This is a genomic window from Klebsiella sp. GB_Kp047 (assembly GCF_040065235.1).
Lineage (GTDB): Bacteria > Pseudomonadota > Gammaproteobacteria > Enterobacterales > Enterobacteriaceae > Klebsiella > Klebsiella quasipneumoniae.
Map to the genome: position 1 here is coordinate 77522 of NZ_JBEAJG010000031.1, position 19489 is coordinate 97010.

General features: G+C 63.8%; 17 protein-coding genes. 6 read left to right on the plus strand and 11 right to left on the minus strand.

The window, feature by feature from the left end; translation table 11 throughout:
- Positions 1-136 precede the first annotated feature (136 nt).
- A complete protein-coding gene (locus tag ABLV76_RS13075) occupies positions 137-439 on the plus strand; it encodes a type II toxin-antitoxin system RelE/ParE family toxin (RefSeq protein WP_017899060.1) in 303 nt (100 codons plus the stop codon).
- Positions 414-818: a helix-turn-helix transcriptional regulator gene (locus ABLV76_RS13080; RefSeq protein ID WP_023319945.1), complete on the plus strand. Its 405-nt coding sequence runs from the start codon at positions 414-416 to the stop codon at positions 816-818. The genes ABLV76_RS13075 and ABLV76_RS13080 overlap by 26 nt, the downstream gene beginning before the upstream one ends.
- On the opposite strand, the gene ABLV76_RS13085 is transcribed toward ABLV76_RS13080, so the two are convergent.
- From ABLV76_RS13085 to entC, 7 genes are all read right to left on the minus strand, one after another.
- Positions 815-1012, minus strand: coding sequence for a YbdD/YjiX family protein (locus ABLV76_RS13085; protein WP_004885759.1), 198 nt, complete (start codon positions 1010-1012; stop codon positions 815-817). The two genes, ABLV76_RS13080 and ABLV76_RS13085, sit on opposite strands and share 4 nt — an antisense overlap.
- A gap of 104 nt (positions 1013-1116) precedes the next feature.
- Complete coding sequence (gene cstA, locus ABLV76_RS13090) at positions 1117-3222, minus strand: pyruvate/proton symporter CstA (protein WP_348878343.1); 2106 nt, start codon at positions 3220-3222, stop codon at positions 1117-1119.
- A gap of 407 nt (positions 3223-3629) precedes the next feature.
- The gene (gene entH, locus ABLV76_RS13095; RefSeq protein ID WP_023319943.1) at positions 3630-4043 is read right to left on the minus strand and encodes a proofreading thioesterase EntH; all 414 of its coding nucleotides are present in this window, start codon (positions 4041-4043) and stop codon (positions 3630-3632) included.
- Positions 4044-4790 carry a 2,3-dihydro-2,3-dihydroxybenzoate dehydrogenase EntA gene (gene entA, locus ABLV76_RS13100; protein ID WP_335894754.1) on the minus strand — a complete coding sequence of 249 codons (747 nt, stop codon included), beginning with the start codon at positions 4788-4790 and terminating at the stop codon, positions 4044-4046.
- Between the two features lie 8 nt (positions 4791-4798).
- Positions 4799-5650, minus strand: a complete 852-nt coding sequence (gene entB, locus ABLV76_RS13105) for an enterobactin biosynthesis bifunctional isochorismatase/aryl carrier protein EntB (RefSeq protein WP_064178062.1) — start codon at positions 5648-5650, stop codon at positions 4799-4801.
- Between the two features lie 13 nt (positions 5651-5663).
- Positions 5664-7271, minus strand: coding sequence for a (2,3-dihydroxybenzoyl)adenylate synthase EntE (gene entE / locus ABLV76_RS13110; RefSeq protein WP_348878344.1), 1608 nt, complete (start codon positions 7269-7271; stop codon positions 5664-5666).
- A 9-nt stretch (positions 7272-7280) separates the two neighbouring features.
- Positions 7281-8456: an isochorismate synthase EntC gene (gene entC / locus ABLV76_RS13115; protein ID WP_048323344.1), complete on the minus strand. Its 1176-nt coding sequence runs from the start codon at positions 8454-8456 to the stop codon at positions 7281-7283.
- A gap of 230 nt (positions 8457-8686) precedes the next feature.
- On the opposite strand from entC, the gene fepB reads away from it, so the two are divergent.
- Complete coding sequence (gene fepB / locus ABLV76_RS13120) at positions 8687-9604, plus strand: Fe2+-enterobactin ABC transporter substrate-binding protein (RefSeq protein WP_153650209.1); 918 nt, start codon at positions 8687-8689, stop codon at positions 9602-9604.
- Between the two features lie 131 nt (positions 9605-9735).
- Here fepB and entS read toward each other — a convergent pair whose 3' ends face one another.
- Positions 9736-10977 carry an enterobactin transporter EntS gene (gene entS / locus ABLV76_RS13125; protein WP_348878345.1) on the minus strand — a complete coding sequence of 414 codons (1242 nt, stop codon included), beginning with the start codon at positions 10975-10977 and terminating at the stop codon, positions 9736-9738.
- A 112-nt stretch (positions 10978-11089) separates the two neighbouring features.
- Here entS and fepD point away from each other — a divergent pair, with 112 nt between their 5' ends.
- Genes fepD through fepC form a run of 3 tightly spaced genes read left to right on the plus strand, consistent with a single transcriptional unit; the run spans position 11090 to position 13877 of the window.
- Positions 11090-12097 (plus strand): Fe(3+)-siderophore ABC transporter permease, encoded by a 1008-nt coding sequence (gene fepD / locus ABLV76_RS13130; RefSeq protein WP_004885733.1) that lies wholly within the window; start codon positions 11090-11092, stop codon positions 12095-12097.
- Entirely contained in the window at positions 12094-13086 is a 993-nt protein-coding gene (gene fepG, locus ABLV76_RS13135) for an iron-enterobactin ABC transporter permease (RefSeq protein WP_004178971.1), read from the plus strand. The genes fepD and fepG overlap by 4 nt, the downstream gene beginning before the upstream one ends.
- Entirely contained in the window at positions 13083-13877 is a 795-nt protein-coding gene (gene fepC / locus ABLV76_RS13140) for an iron-enterobactin ABC transporter ATP-binding protein (protein WP_017899054.1), read from the plus strand. Before fepG ends, fepC begins: the two co-directional genes overlap by 4 nt.
- A gap of 64 nt (positions 13878-13941) precedes the next feature.
- On the opposite strand, the gene entF is transcribed toward fepC, so the two are convergent.
- From entF to fes, 3 genes are read right to left on the minus strand one after another with little or no spacing between them, the layout of a single operon-like run.
- Entirely contained in the window at positions 13942-17823 is a 3882-nt protein-coding gene (entF, locus tag ABLV76_RS13145; protein ID WP_348878346.1) for an enterobactin non-ribosomal peptide synthetase EntF, read from the minus strand.
- A gap of 10 nt (positions 17824-17833) precedes the next feature.
- Complete coding sequence (locus ABLV76_RS13150; protein ID WP_004178967.1) at positions 17834-18037, minus strand: MbtH family NRPS accessory protein; 204 nt, start codon at positions 18035-18037, stop codon at positions 17834-17836.
- Positions 18038-18064: 27 nt separating this feature from the next.
- A complete protein-coding gene (gene fes, locus ABLV76_RS13155; RefSeq protein WP_348878347.1) occupies positions 18065-19273 on the minus strand; it encodes an enterochelin esterase in 1209 nt (402 codons plus the stop codon).
- Between the last annotated feature and the right edge of the window lie 216 nt (positions 19274-19489).

Below are 19489 nucleotides of genomic sequence, written 5' to 3' on the forward strand. Positions count from 1 at the left end.
GCACCCTCGACGGTTCCCGTTTTGCCGCTTTCTCCCGGTTTTTCTCCGCTCTACAGTAACCCATTAGAAATTCGGAATTTATCTAATAGTCTTATTATTTCCTTATATTCTGTGTGGGCGTACAGTGGAGGTACGGATGAAGATTGTCTGGTCAAAAACAGCAGAGAAGCAATTTTCTAAAATCGATACGCGATATCAGAACCGCATTAAATTCAGGCTGGAGAAGATGGATGATAAAACATCACCTGTCGCGGATATCAAGAAATTATCTTCTCCCGAAAACCACTACAGGTTGCGATTAGGTGATTACAGGGTCATTTACACCTTCGGAGACCCGCCGGGTGATACCTGTTACGTAGTGGCGGTAAAACGCCGGACAACCACCACCTACCTTCATGAGGAGCATACGGAATATGACTATTCAGTTCATCAAGGATGAAGAAGGAAAAAAACAGTATGTTGTCATTCCCTACGGTGAATATTTTCGCATGCGTTTAGCCATGCTTGAGTATGATGACGATGATGAAAACGACTGGGAAGACATCCCTTACGAATCAGATATCTACGATAACGTAGGTTTACCGGGTGAAGTGTGCGACATCATGCATAGCGAGAACGTCAGCCTGCAGGCCGCGTGGCGTATCCTGCGTGGGTTATCCCAGCAGGAGGTGGCGGAGAAACTCGGTATCAGCCAGTCCGCCGTGTCACAGCTGGAAGCGCTGGACTCCCGGCCGCAGAAGCGCACCCGCGAAAAGCTGGCGGCGCTCTACGGCTGTAAGCAGGAGCAGATCAGCCTCTATCTGCCGAAAGAGGGTTAACAGCACTTCGCCCCGCCCTTGCCGCCGTAGCGAGCGTCCTGGCGTTCGCGGAAAAATTCTTCCCAGGTCATTGGCGTCTGATCCGGATGGTTGACGCGCATGTGCTCGACGTAGTTGTCGTAATCCGGCACGCCGATCATCATTTTGGCGGCCTGGCCCAGGTACTTACCTGCTTTGGAAAGGGTGTCAAACATAAGTCATTTCTCTTTTGTTTCCCTCACCCCGAGCCTCTGCCAAAGGGAGAGGGAGGATCAGAAAGACAGGCCGGGTAAGGCGAAGCCGCCACCCGGCACACAGGTTAATGCGCCCCTTTCGCCTGGGTCACCATCGCGTCCAGGTTTTCAGGCATTGGCTCATAGGGTGTCTCTTTCGCCGTCGGTTTATTCTCCTTCAGCGCCGCCAGCGCGGTTTTAATCGAGAACAGCGCCAGCACCACCACCACGATCATAAAGAAGATGGTCAGCCCGGCATCGAGACGGTTGTTAAACACCAGCTGCGCCAGCTGCGACTCGGTGTACTGCGCCGGAATTTTGCCGCTGTCGATCATCGCCTGGAACTTGTTGGCAATCGCCAGGAAGCCCACTTTATTGTCCGGGCTGAAGGCTTTCTGCCAGCCGGCGGTGAGGGTACAGATCAGCAGCCAGGCCGTCGGCACCAGCGCCACCCACGCATAGCGCTGACGTTTCATCTTGAACAGCACCACTGCGCAGAGCATCAGCGCCATCCCCGCCAGCATCTGGTTGGCGATACCGAACAGCGGCCACAGGGTGTTAATACCGCCCAGCGGATCGACCACCCCCTGATGCAGGAAGTAGCCCCACGCCAGCACGCACAGCGCCGTCGCCAGCAGGTTAGCCGGTAACGAATCAGTACGCTTCAGGTTCGGGGAGATCACCCCCAGCAGATCCTGCAGCATAAAGCGCGCCGCACGGGTGCCGGCATCCACCGCCGTCAGGATAAACAGCGCTTCAAACAGAATGGCAAAGTGGTACCAGAACGAGACGTCCATCAGCCCGCCCAGCGCGCCGTGGAGAATGTAGGCCATGCCCACCGCCAGCGTAGGCGCCCCGCCGGCGCGGGAGATGATGGACTGCTCGCCCACCTCATTAGCGATATGCGTCAACGTTTCCGGGGTAATCGCAAAGCCCCAACCGCTCACCACCTGCGCCGCCGACGCCACCACATCGGTGGTTCCCGCCGGCGCCAGCACCGCCATCGGGCTGTTCATCGCGAAGTAGACGCCCGGGTCAATGATACAGGCGGCGACCAGCGCCATAATCGCCACGAAGGATTCCATCAGCATGCCGCCGTAGCCGATAAAGCAGGCCTGATTTTCATTCGCCAGCATCTTCGGCGTGGTACCGGAGGCAATCAGGGCGTGGAAGCCCGACACCGCGCCGCAAGCGATAGTGATAAACAGGAACGGGAACAGGTTGCCAGTCCATACCGGGCCAGTACCGTCGATAAATTTGGTCAGCGCCGGCATGGTCAGGGTCGGACGCATAATCAGAATGCCGATCGCCAGACCGACGATAGTGCCGATTTTGAGGAAGGTGGAGAGGTAGTCGCGCGGGGCCAGCAGCAGCCAGACCGGCAGCACCGCGGCGACAAAGCCGTAGCCCACTAGCATCCAGGTGAGCTGGACGCCGGTAAAGTCAAAGAACGGCGCCCAGGTCGGGCTTTCCGCTACCCAGCCGCCGGAGATAATGGCGAATACCAGCAGCACCAGACCAATGACCGACACCTCACCAATGCGTCCCGGACGCAGGTAACGAATGTAGATCCCCATAAAAATGGCCAGTGGAATGGTGAACGCGACGGTGTAGGTCCCCCACGGGCTGTGGGTCAGCGCTTTCACCACGATCATCGCCAGCACCGCGAGGATGATCACCATGATCATAAAGGTCGCCACCAGGGCAATCACCCCGGCGGTCGCCCCCATCTCCTCTTTCACCAGTTCGCCCAGCGAACGGCCGTCGCGACGGGTGGAAACGAACAGCACCATAAAGTCCTGCACCGCCCCGGCCAGCACCACGCCGGCGAGGATCCAGATCATCCCCGGCAGATAGCCCATCTGCGCGGCAAGCACGGGGCCCACCAGCGGCCCCGCGCCGGCGATGGCGGCAAAATGGTGTCCGAACAGCACTTTTTTGTCAGTCGGGACATAGTCGAGGCCATCGTTATGCCGCACCGCGGGCGTCATGCGCGTCGAATCGACGCCGAGCACGGTTTTGGCGATATACAGGCCGTAAAAACGATACGCGATCAGATAAACGCAGACTGCCGCGACGACAATCCACAGCGCGTTGATCTGCTCACCCCGGTTTAAAGCAATGTAGCCGAGGGCAAAGGCTCCGATCACGGAGAGCAGTGCCCAGATAAGGTATTTCCCTGAATTATTCATTGTTGTGGTCCACCGGTAGGGTAATCAGGATGTTACATTTTGTTTCTAGATCACAACGCAGAATTTAACAACATCGAAACAGCGCAGATGCCGTCCACCCACAGAGATTTGTCTCACATTGCTAGCGAGATCACTTAAGGCAGGAAAATGAATGAAAGGATTATGCGGGTTGCCAGTCGATGACCGAATCGGTCCAGTTACGCCGTGAGTTTGCCGGGTGGCGCTGCGCTGACCCGGCCTACAACGGCATCGATGCTGACTGAAACTGCCGGTGTTGGCGGTCTCAACATCGCTGAGACATTCCCGGAAGGCCGGGGCAGACCGTAGGCCCGCGCAAGCGCAGCGCCGCCGGGCGTCAAAACCGTAGCCCGGCTAAGCGCAGCGCGAGCCGGGGCAATAACAGCTCCTTAGCCCAGCACCGCGGTGCCCAGACGACAGGTGCAGCAGCGCCGCCCCTTCTCGTCATACACCACAATCTCCCAGCTCTGGCTCTGCCGGCCAAGATGCAGCGGGCGGCACTCGCCGCGCACTTTCCCGCTGGAGACAGCCCGGTGATGGGTGGCGTTCAGCTCGGTGCCCACCACGCACTGCCCCTCTTCGGTCATCAGCCAGCCGGCCATCGACCCCAGCGTCTCCGCCAGCGCCGCTGAGGCCCCGCCGTGCAGCAGGCCAAACGGCTGATGGGTGCGGGCATCCACCGGCATTTCCGCCTCCAGCAGCCCAGCTTCCAGCCGGGTGTAGACGATCCCCAGATGCGCCACCAGGGTGTTTTCGCTACTGGCGTTCAGCGCCGCCAGCGTGAGCGCTCGTTTCCAGGCCATTTACGCCCCCAGCGTCGAGCCGCCGTCTACCACGATATCCTGCAGGGTGATATGGCTGGCGTGAGAAGAGGCGAGGAACAAAATGGTATTGGCGATCTCCTGTGGGCGGGCAATCTTACCCAGCGGGATGCCGAGCTTAAACTGCTCGCCGAAACCGCGGATCCGCTGCTGCTCCGCATCGTCGCTGACCCACAGCGTGCGCTGCATATCGGTATCGGTAGAGCCCGGCGACACCAGATTACAGCGCACCCCGCTGCCCGCCAGCTCAAGGCCGACGGTTAGCGCCAGGCTTTTCAGCGCCGCTTTCGAGGCGCCATAGGCGCTCATGCCGATACGCGGCGTATGCGCGGCATCGGAAGCGACGGTGACGATGGCCCCGCCCCGCTGGCGACGGAACTGGGCCATCGTCTGCTGAAACAGATTAAACGCCCCGCCGACGTTGACCGCGAAGGTCTGCCGCCACTCTTCCGCGCTCAGCTGGTCGGTGGCGCCCATGCGCAGGATCCCGGCGGCGTTCACCAGCACGTCTAATCGCTCGGTGTTCGCCAACAGGCGGCTGCACACTTCGCGTACCCGGTCGGCATCGGCGACGTCCAGCGTTTCGGTGGCAAACGGGTAGCCTTCGCCGTCAAAGGCGAGGTCGAAACCGGTGACGTTGGCCCCGGCCTCCACAAAAGCCAGCGCGGTGGCATAGCCAATGCCTTTACCGGCGCCGGTCACCCACACGGTCTGGCCGCGAAAATCCAGCGCCGCCATTATTGCACCTCGCGGGAAAGCAGCGCCCACCAGGCGTCGATGGTCGGGTTTTTCGCCAGCATCACGAAGTCGATATCGCCGTGCACTTTGCGCCAGCGGGCGGCGAGGGCCATCATCCGCACCGAATCCAGACCGTAGTCGATCAGGTTTTCATCATCCAGCGGTTCGTCGGATTCGTCGAGCAGCGGCAGGATCAGCGCGCGCAGCGCCGCTTTGCTGGCCGGCAGCGGCAACAGCTCTTCGGTCATCACCACGCGGCCGGAACGGCCGGCGACGTATTTCAGCGCCATCAGGTGCTCTTCGCGGCTGAAGTCCGCCAGCGCGTCGGCGACAAAGAACGGTTTGATATCGCGCATAAAGGCGTCGGTGGCGGTGGTCATGCAGCCGATATGGGCGTAAACGCCGGTGATGATCAGCTGGTCGCGGCCGCTCTCTTTCAGCATCTCTTCAAGCGGCGAGCGATGAAACGCGCTGTAGCGCCATTTCACCAGCACGGTGTCGTTTTCGTCCGGCGCCAGGGCGGCAATCACCTGCTGCTGCTCCGGCGAACGGGTCAGCCCCGGCCCCCACATATCATTCAGCAGGGCGCGGTCTTCATCGCTCTGCTCTTTCGGCTGGGCGGTGTAGTACACCGGAATGCCGTTCTGTTTGCAGAAGTCGCGCAGGGCGGCGATATTGGCCACCACGGTTTCCATCATCGCGCTGTTTTCGCCCCAGAAATTGAGAAAGTATTCCTGCATATCATGGATCAGCAGCGCGGCGCGGGAAGGTTCAAAGGCCCAGCTGACTTTGTTCGCCGGAATATCGCTGGCTTCCGGCAGCGCGTAAGCCTGTAATTTAGGGATTGCCATTTTCTGTTCTCCTTCAGCCCAGCTTGCCTTCGGCCAGCCACTGACGTAATTGTTTCTTATCGACTTTGCCCACCGGCGTCAGCGGCAGAGCGGCTACGCACTCCACGCGGTCCGGCAGTTTAAATTCAGCCACCCCCTGCTCGCGCAGGAAGCGGCGCACCGCGACGGCGCGCAGCGGCGAGGTCGCCACGAGGTAAGCGCAGCTCTTCTCGCCCAGCAGATTGTCTTCAATGCTGACCAGCGCGGCGTGGATCACCGCCTCATGGCGCAGCAGCAGGTTTTCGATCTCTTCGGCGGCGATCTTCTCGCCGCCGCGGTTGATCTGATCTTTTTCCCGGCCCTGAACGGTGATATACCCGTCTTCATCGATCGAAATCAGATCGCCGGAGCAGTAGAAACCCTCGGCGTCGAAGGCCTCCGCGTTATGCTGCGGGCTGTTGTAGTAGCCGCGGAAGGTGTAGGGCCCGCGGGTCATCAGGCGGCCCACTTCGCCGCGTGGCAGCGGGTTGCCCTCGGCATCTGCCACCCACACTTCATCGTCCGGGCACATCGGGCAGCCCTGGGTATGGATGATCCGCTCCGGGCTGTCGTTAAGGCGGGTGTAATTCACCAGCCCCTCCGCCATGCCGAACACCTGCTGCAGCTGGCAGCCGATTTCCGCCGGAATGCGCGCGGCGAGGGTCGCCGACAGGCGCGCGCCGCCGACCTGCAGCAGCTGCAGCGATTGCAGTTGCGCGTTGCTGCCCCATTCGTGAATGGCCTGCAGCCACAGGCTGACCGCCGGCGGAACCAGCGAGGCAACGTTGATCTGATGTTGTTCAATCAGCGGGAAACAGAGGGTGGCGCTCGGGTCGGCGGCGAGGATCACCCGCCCGCCGGCGAGGAAAACGCCGAGCGAACCCGGGGAACTCATCGCATAGTTATGCGCCGCCGGCAGCGCGTTGAGGTAGCGCGTCTCAGCGTTGATCCCGCAGATCTCGTTGCTGCGGCGGATACTGTAGTCGTAATCGTTATGGGTACGCGGGATCAGCTTCGGCGTCCCGGTGCTGCCGCCGGAGAGCTGGAAAAAGGCCACTTCGTCGGCAGGGGTTGGGTTGGCGATAAAGTTATCCGCCGGGCGGTTAATCTCCGTCGCCAGATCGCGCTCGCCGCCGTCGTTACGCAGCAGCGCCACGCGCAGGGAAGCATGTTCAGCGATAAACGCATGGAGGAAGCTATCGTCGGCAAACAGCGCGTGCTCGCGGTCGGCGATCAGCAGCGCCGGCTTAATCTGCGCGGCGTAGGCGTTAAGCTCGCTGCGCTGGTGGCTGAACAACGCGTTCACCGGCGCGACGCCGATGCGCAGCAGCGCGAAGAAGGTGATGTAAAACTCGGCGACGTTGCCCAGTTGCACCAGCGCGGTTTCTCCGCGCTTCAGTCCCTGACGCTGCAGAGAGCAGGCAAGGTTGTCCACCCGCTGGTTAAACTGGCGGTAGCTAATGTGTCGATCGCCATCGATAATCGCCACGGCGTCGTTTTCTGCGTGACGGGTGATCAGATTGGTTAACGGCAGATCCTGCCAGTAGCCTTTTTGACGATAGCGGGCCGCGAACTCATCCGGCCAACGGGTAAATGCAATCATCCTTGCCTCTTAATTCAAGCCAAATACGTTAAGCATGGTGGTCAGTTTGACGCCGGTTTCGCGCCATTCGCCCAGCGGCGAGGAGGCCGGAACAATGCCCGCGCCGGCAAACAGGCGCAGCGTACGCTGCTGCAGACGCGCGCAGCGGATGGTCACCACCCATTCGCCGTTGCCTTCATCGTCACACCAGCCGACGATGCCGCCGAACAGCTGACGGTCGAAGGGTTCCAGTTCGGCAATCAGGCGCTTCGCCGCCTGGTGCGGGAAGCCGCTCAGCGCCGGAGTCGGGTGCAGCAGGCAGGCCAGCGACATGGCGTTTTCTTCCGCCAGCGCCGTGCCTTCGATCGGCGTCGCCAGATGCCAGAGCGTCGGGGTGGTGATCAGCTGCGGCGATGACGGCAGCGACAGCTGGCTGCTGCGCGGGCCCAGCACGCTCTTCATCGCCTGGGTCACCAGCTCGTGCTCATGGCGATCTTTGCCGGACGCCAGCAGCCTGTTGCCCGCTTCGCGGTCCAGCACATCGTCAGGCTGGCGGCGGGCGGAGCCGGCCAGCGGCAGTGAGCTGAAGTGCGCCCCTTCTTTACGCAGCAGTAGCTCCGGGCTGGCGCCCAGCAGCACGCCGCCGTCGGCGAGCGGCACATGGAAGTTAAAGCTGGCGGGGTTCTGAGCGATCAGGCGCTCCATCAGGGCGCCGCTATCGACAGGATCGCGGGTAGTGATATCGATTAGTCGTGATAGCACCACTTTGTCGACTTCCGGGGTGGCGGTCAGCGCGGCGGCGCGTTCAACCATGGCTAGAAACGCGTCCTGCTCCGGGATCTCCCGGCGATCCACCACCGCCATCGCCTCCAGCGGCGCGGCATAGCGGGCGGAACGCTGTTTTTCCGGTCGCGAGAACGCTTCCCAGCGCTCGGGGATATAAAGCTCGGAAGGCTGACAGGTGTCGAACGGGATGGCCCCGACCATCACCGGCTTGCGGATCCCCGCCGCCCGGGCCTCGGCAAAGGCGGCGGCCATCTGCTGCTGGAACTCGCCGTTCAGCGCATCGCCGCCGACAGCGGGCGCTGAGAGGCGGCGGAAGCAGCCTGAGGTGCTAAAACTGCGGTACGGCGACATAAAGAAGAAGCTGTCCGGCGACAAGGTCCGGGTAGGTTTCTGTACATCCTCAGCCAGTGACGTTTCCATATCATCCTCCAAAAACGATAAATATATTACGAATAATTATCATTTGTATTTTGGTTGGCTAACCTAAAAGGTATTGCCCGCCATGTCAACCGCGTTACGTCATCGCGCCGCCACTTTGGCTTGCATCCTGTCAACGCAAAGTTGAAAATGAGACGCATTTATTACCCTTCGAATCAGGATGCGATGACGTGAACTTCTCTTCTTTTTGCCGCCGCGGTGCGCTGACCGGCATGCTGTTGTTTTTAGGAATTACCTCAGCCCAGGCGGCGGACTGGCCGCGCCAGGTCACCGACAGCTACGGGACACACACCCTGCCGAGCCAGCCGTTGCGCATTGTCTCCACCAGCGTGACCCTCACCGGCTCGCTGCTGGCGATCGACGCGCCGGTGGTCGCCAGCGGCGCCACCACCCCGAACAACCGCGTGGCCGATAGCCAGGGCTTTCTGCGCCAGTGGAGCGAGGTCGCCAAAGCCCGCAAGCTGGCGCGGTTGTATATCGGTGAACCGAGCGCGGAAGCGGTGGCCGCCCAGATGCCGGATCTGATCCTGGTGAGCGCCACCGGCGGCGACTCCGCCCTGCCGCTGTACGATCAGCTCAAAACGATCGCCCCGACGCTGGTCATCAACTATGACGATAAAAGCTGGCAAACGCTGCTCACCCAGCTGGGGCAGATCACCGGCCATGAGCAGCAGGCCAGCGCGCGCATCGCCGACTTCAATAAACAGCTCGTTTCGTTAAAAGAAAAAATGAAGCTGCCGCCGCAGCCGGTCACCGCCCTCGTCTATACCGCGGCCGCGCACAGCGCCAATATCTGGACGCCGGAATCGGCCCAGGGGCAGATGCTCCAGCAGTTGGGCTTTAGTCTGGCGACGCTGCCAGGCGGCCTGCCCGCCAGCCACAGCCAGGGCAAACGCCACGATATCGTGCAGCTGGGCGGGGAGAACCTGGCGGCCGGACTGAACGGCCAGAGCCTGTTCCTGTTCGCTGGCGACCAGAAAGATGTCGATGCCATCTACGCCAATCCGCTGCTGGCGCATCTCCCGGCGGTCGAAGGGAAACGCGTCTACCCGCTGGGCACCGAGACCTTCCGTCTTGACTACTACAGCGCCCTGCTGGTGCTCCAGCGTCTCTCCAGCCTGTTCGGCTAGCGCGGGCTGTGCCATCAGGACGGGAACCCAGCCTGAACGCTTTGCCGGGCGGCGCTGCGCTTGCCCGGCCTACAATGCCCGCGCCCCCAGGCCCGGTAAGGCGCAGCCGCCACCGGGCAATCGCCCCCTACTTAACTTTCTTTGACGATTTCCGGGCGCTGGAAGCGGCGCAGCTCGCGTAGCAGCCCCACCAGCAGCACGCCGACGAGGGCCAGCGCCCAGCCGCTGACGCTGGCGGAAGCGACCGGCGTCATCACCGCCCCTAACCCGCCGAGCAGCGCCGCGCCGATGGCGTCGCCGGTGACGTTCTGGGCGGTCCACAGACCGTTAATCCGCCCGAGCATATGTTCCGGCGTCTGGGTCTGGATCAGGGTGTACTGCAGCAGCGAGCTAATAGCGCTCAGCCAGCCAAACAGCGCCAGGCACAGCGCGCCCAACGCCCAGTGCGGCATCAGGCTGAACAGCGCAATGGCGACAAAGGAGCACACCGTCGTCGCCAGCATCAGCGCGCCCGGCCGCACGGTCTGGGCCAGCTGGCCGCTGGTCAACGCCCCCAGCGCCGCGCCGAGCGGAATCGCGGCGTACAGCAGGCCAATCTGTCCGGCCGACATCTGCCAGCTCCCGGCCAGCGCCGGATAGAGCACCCGCACCGCGCTGGCCATGGTCAGCAGGCCGCCGAGCAGCGCAATCCCGCCGATAAGCGGGCTCTGACAGAGGAAGGTTAGCCCCGCCAGCAGGGCACGCAGCGGATGCTCACGCGGCTGCGGAGGCGGCGGCAGCTGCGGCAGACGCAGCAGGGTTAAGGTGGTGATAAACGTCCCCGCCGCCGCCAGGCCGAAGTTCCACGCCACGCCGCCGGAGGCCAGCAGCAGGCCGCCGATCATGGGCGAAATCACCGAGCCCAGGCGCACCGTCAGCATAGTGATGGCCCCGGCCTGCATCAGATTTTCCCGCCCCACCAGTGCCGGGGTCGCCGCCAGCAGCGCGGTCACGCCTAAAGAAGCGAAGAAACCGTCCCAGATCCCCAGCAGATAAATCGCCGCCAGCGACGGCTCCGGCAGCAGGGCGTTCAGACACAGGCCGACAAAGCCCACGCCGCAGGTGCCGCGCGCCAGCAGGATCAGGCGTTTGCGCTCATAGCGGTCAGCCAGTACGCCCCCCACCATCAGGCCAATAAACATCGACGCGCCGGTCAAGGTCACCGACAACCCGACCTGCCAGGTCGAATGGGTCATCATCTGGATCTGCACCGGGATGGCCACGCCCAGCAGACCAAGCGACAGAATAGAGATAAAGCGAGCGATAAAAACGGCGCGAAACGCCGGGTGAGTTTTCAGCAGGCTGAGGTTAAGCAGCCAGGATTGTCGGTTCATTACAGCGCCTTGTCGTTATTTTTAATACCCTTTTTCCTGTGGGTCATGCTACCATAGCTGAATAAAATCGATAACGATAATTACTATCATTATCATATCAGGGATGTCAGTTATGTCGTTTTCTACGACCGCGGTACGCTCTGTCGCCGTGCCCGGATTGTTGCTACTACTCGCCTTAGCCGCCGCGCTTAGCCTGACCATCGGCGCCAAATCGTTGCCGATCGGCACGGTATTCACCGCCTTTAGCGGAACCTGTCAAAGCGCCGACTGCACCATCGTGCTGGATGCGCGCCTGCCGCGCACCCTGGCCGGTCTGCTGGCGGGCATCGCACTCGGTCTCGCCGGCGCGCTGATGCAGACGCTCACCCGTAACCCGCTGGCCGACCCCGGCCTGCTGGGGGTCAACTCCGGCGCCAGCTTCGCCATCGTCCTCGGCGCGGCGCTGTTCGGGATCACCTCTCCACAGGAGCAGCTGCTGCTGGCGTTTTGCGGCGCGCTCTGCGCCTCGCTGCTGGTGGCCTTCACCGGCAGCCAGGGCGGCGGCCAGCTGAGCCCGGTGCGCCTCACCCTCGCCGGGGTCGCCCTTGCGGCGGTGCTGGAAGGGCTGTCCAACGGCATCGCCCTGCTCAACCCCGACGTCTACGATCAGCTGCGCTTCTGGCAGGCCGGTTCGCTGGATATCCGCACCCTGCAGACGCTGAAAATTGTCCTGCTGCCGGTGGTGGTGGCGGGGATCGCCGCCCTGCTGCTGAGCCGGGCGCTTAACAGCCTGAGCCTCGGCAACGATACCGCCACCGCCCTCGGCAGCCGCGTCGCCCGCACCCAGTTGATCGGCCTGATCGTCATCACCGTCCTGTGCGGCAGCGCCACCGCCGTCGTCGGCCCCATCGCCTTTATCGGCCTGATGATGCCGCATATGGCGCGCTGGCTGGTGGGGGCCGATCATCGCTGGTCGCTGCCGGTCACCCTGCTCGCCACCCCGGCCCTGCTGCTGTTTGCCGACGTGATTGGCCGCCTGCTGGTGCCCGGCGAACTGCGGGTATCGGTGGTGAGCGCCTTTCTCGGCGCGCCGGTGCTGATCTGGCTGGTGCGCCGCCAGCCGCGGGGAGGTGGCCTGTGATTGCCCCGTCCCGCCGCCTGATAGCCAGCTGTCTGCTGCTAATGGCCGCCAGCCTGCTGATTTCCCTGCTCGGGCTGGCGCAAGGCCCGGTGCCCCTGACGATTGACCAGGTGTTCTCGGCGCTGTTCGGCGATGCGCCGCGCAACGTCGCGATGGTGGTGAACGAATGGCGGCTGCCGCGGGTGTTAATGGCGCTGCTCATCGGCGCCGCGCTCGGCGTCAGCGGCGCCATTTTCCAGTCGCTGACCCGTAACCCGCTCGGCAGCCCGGACGTGATGGGCTTTAACACCGGCGCCTGGAGCGGCGTGCTGGTGGCAATGGTCCTCTTCGGCCAGAACCTGACGGCGATCGCCCTGGCGGCGATGGCCGGCGGGGTGCTGACCTCGCTGGTGGTCTGGCTGCTGGCCTGGCGCAACGGGATCGAAACCTTCCGCCTGATCATTATCGGCATCGGCGTGCGCGCCATGCTGGTGGCATTCAACACCTGGCTGCTGCTGCGCGCCTCGCTGGAGACCGCCCTTTCTGCGGGCCTGTGGAACGCCGGATCGCTTAACGGCCTGACCTGGGGTAAAACCTGGCCGTCGGCGCCGCTGATCCTGTTGATGCTGGTGGGCAGCGCCCTGCTGGTTCGCCGGATGCGGCTGCTGGAGATGGGCGACGATACCGCCTGCGCGCTGGGGGTGCAGGTCGAGCGTTCGCGCCTGCTGCTGATGCTGGTGGCGGTGGTGCTCACCGCCGCCTCGACGGCGCTGGCCGGGCCGATCTCATTTATCGCGCTGGTGGCGCCGCATATCGCCCGCCGCCTGAGCGGCACGGTCCGCTGGGGACTGACCCAGTCGGCCCTGTGCGGCGCGCTGCTCCTGGCGCTGGCCGATTACGGCGCCCAACGGCTGTTTATGCCGTGGCAGCTGCCGGTTGGCGTGTTAACCGTCAGCCTCGGCGGTATTTACCTTATTGCATTGTTGATTCAGGAGTCCCGCAAAAAATGAGTGCTGTCCCCTCCCGTTTGCGCGGCGAGCAGTTAACCCTGGCCTACGGGAACAAGACCATCGCCGAGTCGCTGAACGTGACCATCCCTGACGGTCACTTCACCGCCATTATCGGCCCCAACGGCTGCGGCAAGTCGACGCTATTGCGCACCCTCAGTCGCCTGATGACGCCCGCCAGCGGCCACGTCTGGCTCGACGGCGCGCAGATCCAGCAGTACGCCAGTAAAGAGGTTGCCCGCCGCATCGGGCTGCTGGCGCAGAATGCCACCACCCCTGGCGATATCACGGTGCAGGAGCTGGTGGCCCGCGGGCGCTATCCGCACCAGCCGCTGTTTACCCGCTGGCGCAAAGAAGATGAAGAGGCGGTGAACAAGGCGATGCGAGCGACCGGGATCAGCGATCTGGCGCTGCAGAGCGTCGACACGCTTTCCGGCGGCCAGCGGCAGCGGGCGTGGATTGCGATGGTGCTGGCCCAGGAAACGGCGATTATGCTGCTGGATGAGCCGACCACCTGGCTGGACATCAGCCATCAGATCGACCTGCTGGAGCTGTTGAGCGAGCTGAATCGCGAGAAGGGCTATACCCTGGCGGCGGTGCTGCACGATCTTAACCAGGCCTGCCGCTACGCCACCCACCTGATCGCCCTGCGCGACGGCAAGATCGTCGCCGAGGGGGCGCCGAAGGAGATCGTCACGGCGGAACTGATTGAACGGATTTACGGCCTGCGCTGCACGATCATTGAGGATCCGGTGGCGCATACGCCGCTGGTGGTGCCGCTGGGCCGCCGGTAATTCTCCCTTTCCCCGGCTTGCGCTACCCTGAGTCGGGCTACCTGCTGTAGCCCGAACTCAACCGTTATCCCAGAATCTCCTTGACCACCGGCCCGATGGCTTCAAAGGCCTGCGGGGAGATAATGTCGACGTGGGCGCAGTTCTGGCTGAACACCTCCAGCTCGCCCACCCATGGGCCCCATACAACCTGCGGATCCATCCCCGCCTGCCGCGTCTTCTCCGCCACGAACAGCGTCGCCTTGCCGTCAAACTTCGCGCTGTGTGCGGTGGTTAACAGCCGTACCGCATCGGCATAGTTGCCTTCGATGGCGCTGAACAGCTCGCCGGAGGCTTGCCCCTGCTGGGCGGCAAGAAACGCTTCGCGCTCGCGGGCAATCTCCGCCAGCACCGCCGGATCCAGCCCGTTAGCCTCTTTCTCCGCCCAGTTTTGCGTCTCCGGCGGCCAGGTATCCAGCAGGCCGAGGAAGGCCACCGCTTCGCCGCGCTGGCGCAAGCGGGCGGCAATGCCCTGGGCTAAGGTGCCGCCCAGCGAATACCCGAACAGGTAATAAGGGCCGTGCGGCTGCTGCGCCAACAGCGTTTGCAGATGATGCTCGCAGACCTCGTCGAGGCTGGCGGCGCTGGCCATCGGCCCCTGCGGGCGCGGCGACTGAATACCGGTAATTGACCAGCGCGGGCTGAGATAGCGCGCCAGCACGCTGAACTGCCAGGCGAAGCCGGAGGCCGGATGGAAGCAGAACAGCGTCGGACCGTCGCTCTCGCGCAGCGGCAGAAGCGTATCCAGCCCCAGGCGCTGAGCCTGCTCATCGCTGAGATCGGCCGCCAGCAGCGCGCTCAGTTTGCCCACCGTCGAGGCCACCATCACCTGCCCCGGGGTCACCTGTCGCGCCAGCTGGCGGCTAAGCTGTGCCGCCAGGCGCATCGCCAGCAGCGAATGGCCGCCGAGGGCAAAGAAATCAGCGTCGATATCATTCACCTCGCAGCCCAGCAGCTGACTGAAGGCGGCGGCGACAAGAGTTTCCATGCCGGGCTCCGGCGGCCGGCCGCTGCGCTCGCCGCCGAGGGTCGGCAGCGGCAGCGCTTTGCGATCCAGTTTGCCATTAGCGCTGAGCGGTAGGTCAGCGAGCTGCATCAGCACCACCGGCACCATATGCGGCGGCAGCTGTTCCGCCAGCCGCGCTTTCAGCGCCGCGGTATCCAGCGGCAGGCCGGAGTCAGAGACCAGATAGCCCACCAGCTGCCGGGCATCACCGCCGGTCGCCGCCGCCTGGTTGAAGACGCAGGCGTGACTCACCGCCTGCGCCACGTCCGGCAGGGCCGACATCGCCCGGTCAATCTCGCCAAGCTCGATGCGCTGCCCGCGGATCTTCAGCTGATCGTCGCTGCGGCCAAGATACTCCACCGCGCCGTTCGCCAGCCAGCGCGCCACGTCGCCGGTACGATACATCCGCTCGCCGGGGGCAAACGGGTCGGCGATAAAGCGGCTGGCGGTAAGGTCCGGACGCCCCAGATAGCCCTGCGCCAGCTGAATGCCGGTGAGATAAAGATCCCCCGCCACCCCCGGCGGCACCGGGCGCATCGCAGCATCCAGAATGCGCAGCCCGGTGTTCCATACCGGCCAGCCAATCGGCACGCTGCTGCCGGTCACCGCCGCCAGCTCAGGCCCGCAGGCCGGATACCAGCTGACGTCCACCGCCGCTTCCGTCGGGCCGTACAGGTTATGCAGCGGCGCGCCGGTCAAGCGCTCCCACTCGCGGCACAAGTCCGTCGGCAGCGCTTCGCCGCTGCAGAATACCCGCCGCAGCGTGCGGCAGGCGGCGACGCTGTCGGCATCCAGCGAGGCGACAAACGCCGCCAGCATCGACGGCACAAAGTGGGTGGTGGTCACGCCGTAGTGGGCGAAGAACTGCTGCATCGCCTGCGGGTCGCGGTGCGCCTCCGGCTCGGCCATCACCAGCCGCGCGCCGGCGATAAACGGCCACCAGAACTCCCACACCGAAACGTCAAAACTGCACGGCGTTTTCTGCGCCACCACGTCGTCGGCAGATAACGGATAGCGATCCTGCATCCACAGCAGGCGGTTGACGATGGCGGTCTGGCCGACCATCACCCCTTTCGGCCGTCCGGTGGAGCCCGATGTAAAGATGATGTAAGCGGTATGGTCCGGTTTTGACAGCACCAGCGGCGCGTCATCCGCAACGGCCAGCGGCTGCTGGTAGCAGAGGCTCTCCAGCCCGGGGATATCGCTGAAGCGGGCCAGCTGATCCTCCGAGGCGATCAGCAGCGACGGCCGGGCGTCTTCCAGCATCATCCGCAGTCGGTCGTCCGGGTAGCCGGTGTCCAGCGGCAGCCAGGCGGCCCCCGCTTCGACAATGCCGTGCAGCGCCAGGGTCAGGAACACCGAGCGCGGCAGGGCCACCGCCACGCTGTCGCCCGGCTTCACGCCGCGTTGACGCAGCAGCTGCGCGAGCGCCACCACCTGCTGACGCATCTCGCGATAGCTGAACTGCCAGTTTGCATCCGCCAGCGCTGGGGCATCAGGAGTCTTCCGCGCCTGGTCGGCCACCAGCGCGCTGAGGGTGGTGGCAGGCAGCGGCATAGCGGTATCGTTGACCGCCGCCAGCCGGGTCAGCTCGTCGGCGGAGAGCATCTCCGCGTCGCCGCAGCGCAGCGTCGGATCGGCGGCAAACTGCACCAGCAGCGCGGTCAGTCGCGCCATGTGGCGACGCAGCTCGGCTTCATCATACCGGGCCTTGTTGGCGAGGATCTCCAGCGACAGGCCGCCGGTCTCATCGGGGAACAGCGCCAGCTCAAGATCGTTGACCGGGCCGGTGGCGAGAGTATGGGTCACCGCCTCGACGCCGTCGATATCCAGTTGGTAATCAAAGACTTTGACGTTCAGCACCGGGCTAAACAGCGGTTCGTCCCCTGCCGCTTTGCCGCTGTCGCGGACGATCTGCTCGGCGTCATAGCGCTGATGGCGGCGCATCTTTTTCAGCTGAGCGGCGAGGCGCATCGCCAGGTCCGCCAGCGTCTCCTGGGCGTCAATATGCACCGCCAGAGGCAGGACATTGAGCACCGGCCCCGTCGAGGTCAGCGCCGCTGAGCCCATCCGGCGCATAAAGATAAAGCCCGCCGCGTAGTCCATCCGGTTGCACAGGCGGCCCAGCCACAGCGTGGTGAGCGCCAGCGCCAGATCAGCGGGCTGACACTGCGGCACATGGCTGGCCAGGCGGCGGAAGGCGTCGGCGTTCATCTCCAGCTTCATCCGCCAGATATCGCTCCCGGCGGCGCGTCCGCCCAGCGGCGCGGCAGAGAGTGAGGCGGGAGCCGGTAACGCCTGACGCTGGGCCTGCCAGAAAGCTTTATCCCGCTGCCAGGCCTCGCTGCCGGCGTAGCGCTGGTACTCGTCCACCACCTCGGCGAAGGAGGTGAAAGGCGACTCAGGAGTGGCTTCCCCGCGCTGCCAGGCGCGGTAGATGGCGGCGATCTGCCGGGTTATCGCCGGGAAGCTAAAGCCATCCACCAGCAAATGGTGATAACGCTGATACCAGTACCAGCGGTCGTCGCCGACGCGCAGCAGCTGATGGCACACCAGCGGGTTACCGCCGTCGACGCGCAGATCCTGCGCCAGATCTGCCTGCATCCGCTCCGTGGCGGCACGATGCGGATCCGGCGTCGTACGCAGGTCAATGATGGGCGGTTCGGCAAAGGTGCGCTCCGCCGCTACCCACTGCCAGACTTCCCCCTCCTGTTCCTCAAAGCGCAGGCTGAGGGTGTCTGCCTGCTGCAGACCGGCGACAATCGCCTTACCCAGCAGCGCCGGGTCGAGCGCGCCCCGCAGTTCAACATAGTGGGCCACGCTCCAGGCGCCTGGCAGAGTGGAGAGGCGCTCGGCCATCCAGATCCCCGGCTGCGCGGCAACCAGCGGTAAACGAGTGGTCATTGTCAGCTCCTTATGACGCATGATGGGCGGGGGTCAGGGTTGACCAGTTGGCCGCCAGCCAGGCGTTGCAGGCCTCGGCCGACTGCGGGGGGCACACCACCGCCCAGCCGGCAGGCAGGTCGCAGTGCGCCGGCCACAGGCTGTACTGCTGCTGATCATTGCGCAGAATGTAAAACTGCCCTTGCGGATTGTCGAAGGGGTTACTGAATTGCATATCAAACTCCTGTCGTAAAGCGCTGTGCTAAGGGGGCGACAGCAGAGGCTGCCAGAGCTGGATAAGCCCTGCCGTCAGCCCGCCTCGCCAGCAGAGCGCATCATGCCCGCCGTCAACCTGACGCCAGAAAATTGTCTGCTGCGTGGTGGTGAGTTGCGCCAGCAGCGCCTGGTTGGCGCGAAAAATAATCGGTTCACGCTGGCCCGCCTCCAGCCAGATGCGCAGCCCGGCCGCGGACGCCTCGCCCTGGCGCAGACGTTCGCCGATAAAGCCCTCCCCGCGGCCATCGCGATGCGGCCACCAGTAGGAGCCTGACTGGCTGAGCACGCAGCCAAATCGCTGCGGCCAGTTGAGGGCGGCGAACATCGCCGCCAGGCCGCCGAAGCTTTGCCCGGCCACCACCGTCCGATCCGGGCGGTCACTGAACGGGGCATGGCCGCGGACCAGGGGCAGGAGCTCCTCCTGCACCGCCAGCCAGAAATCGCGATGACAGGGCAGCTCAACCCCGCGGCGCTGGTTATCGATCGCGTCGATCAGCAGGTAGACCGCCGGCGGCAGTCTCCCCTCGCGGGTCAGCGCGGCCAGTGGCGACCACACCGGCATGCTTTCGGCCCAGAACTGGCCGTCAAGCAGGATCGCCAGCGGCCGTGTTTGCGGATCGACGGCCTCGCCGGGGATGTAGATCCAGACCCGGCGATGGTTGCCCAGACGCGCGCTGCGCCACTCAAGGCAACGAGCGGGAGGATGCGCTGCATTAAGCTGGTCCCAGCCGGGCTGCGCCGGCGCCTGCGGCATCTCCAGAGCCGAGACCCCATGGCCGCGTCCACCCCGCCAGCTGTGCGGGTTCAGCGGATCGGCTATCGCCCGCGGCAGCAGTTTGCGCCAGCCTTCGCGCAGCAGCGCGCGGTCCGGCTTATCAGCGCTGAACACCTCAGGGGAAAAATCATCGTCACGGTCGGAGGGAATAAAGCAGTAGCTGCCGCGCCAGGTCGGCGACAGCGTGGTTCGCCAGCACCAGGCGTCGGTCCCGGGCAGACGTTGCAGCGATTGCGGCCGCGCATTCTGATGGTGGTCGGTCACGCCGGTGATATAGAGCCATACCCGACGGCGCGGAGAACGCGTTTCATCCCCTGCCGGATCCCGCCACCAGAACGTCACCTCGATGGCGTCATCCACCGCGCGGCACTGTGGCCCCTGCAGGGTTCGCCACCACTCCTCGCTTCCTGTCGTTAACATTCTGTCATTAACCCTATGTATCGCGTGACTTTTTTAATTAATTGTCATTCTTTATTGATAATATTATTGATAACTATTTGCATTTGCAATAGCGTATTAGCGCGCCGTGGGAAGCGCGTCTTTCACAACACATGTCGAAGAGAGCTTATTCAGCTAGCGACGGAGTGCCTTTGCCCTCTTCCGGCAACATTTATGCCGCCTCCCCTCCCGGTGGGA

Coding starts and splice junctions, on each gene's coding strand:
- fepD (WP_004885733.1), top strand. CDS start 11,090: ATGTCGTTTTCTACGACCGCGGTACGCTCTGTCGCCGTGCCCGGATTG.
- entE (WP_348878344.1), bottom strand. CDS start 7,271: ATGATTGCATTTACCCGTTGGCCGGATGAGTTCGCGGCCCGCTATCGT.
- entS (WP_348878345.1), bottom strand. CDS start 10,977: ATGAACCGACAATCCTGGCTGCTTAACCTCAGCCTGCTGAAAACTCAC.
- fes (WP_348878347.1), bottom strand. CDS start 19,273: ATGTTAACGACAGGAAGCGAGGAGTGGTGGCGAACCCTGCAGGGGCCA.
- entC (WP_048323344.1), bottom strand. CDS start 8,456: ATGGAAACGTCACTGGCTGAGGATGTACAGAAACCTACCCGGACCTTG.
- cstA (WP_348878343.1), bottom strand. CDS start 3,222: ATGAATAATTCAGGGAAATACCTTATCTGGGCACTGCTCTCCGTGATC.
- entH (WP_023319943.1), bottom strand. CDS start 4,043: ATGGCCTGGAAACGAGCGCTCACGCTGGCGGCGCTGAACGCCAGTAGC.
- ABLV76_RS13080 (WP_023319945.1), top strand. CDS start 414: ATGACTATTCAGTTCATCAAGGATGAAGAAGGAAAAAAACAGTATGTT.
- entF (WP_348878346.1), bottom strand. CDS start 17,823: ATGACCACTCGTTTACCGCTGGTTGCCGCGCAGCCGGGGATCTGGATG.
- ABLV76_RS13075 (WP_017899060.1), top strand. CDS start 137: ATGAAGATTGTCTGGTCAAAAACAGCAGAGAAGCAATTTTCTAAAATC.
- fepB (WP_153650209.1), top strand. CDS start 8,687: ATGCTGTTGTTTTTAGGAATTACCTCAGCCCAGGCGGCGGACTGGCCG.
- entB (WP_064178062.1), bottom strand. CDS start 5,650: ATGGCAATCCCTAAATTACAGGCTTACGCGCTGCCGGAAGCCAGCGAT.
- fepC (WP_017899054.1), top strand. CDS start 13,083: ATGAGTGCTGTCCCCTCCCGTTTGCGCGGCGAGCAGTTAACCCTGGCC.
- ABLV76_RS13150 (WP_004178967.1), bottom strand. CDS start 18,037: ATGCAATTCAGTAACCCCTTCGACAATCCGCAAGGGCAGTTTTACATT.
- ABLV76_RS13085 (WP_004885759.1), bottom strand. CDS start 1,012: ATGTTTGACACCCTTTCCAAAGCAGGTAAGTACCTGGGCCAGGCCGCC.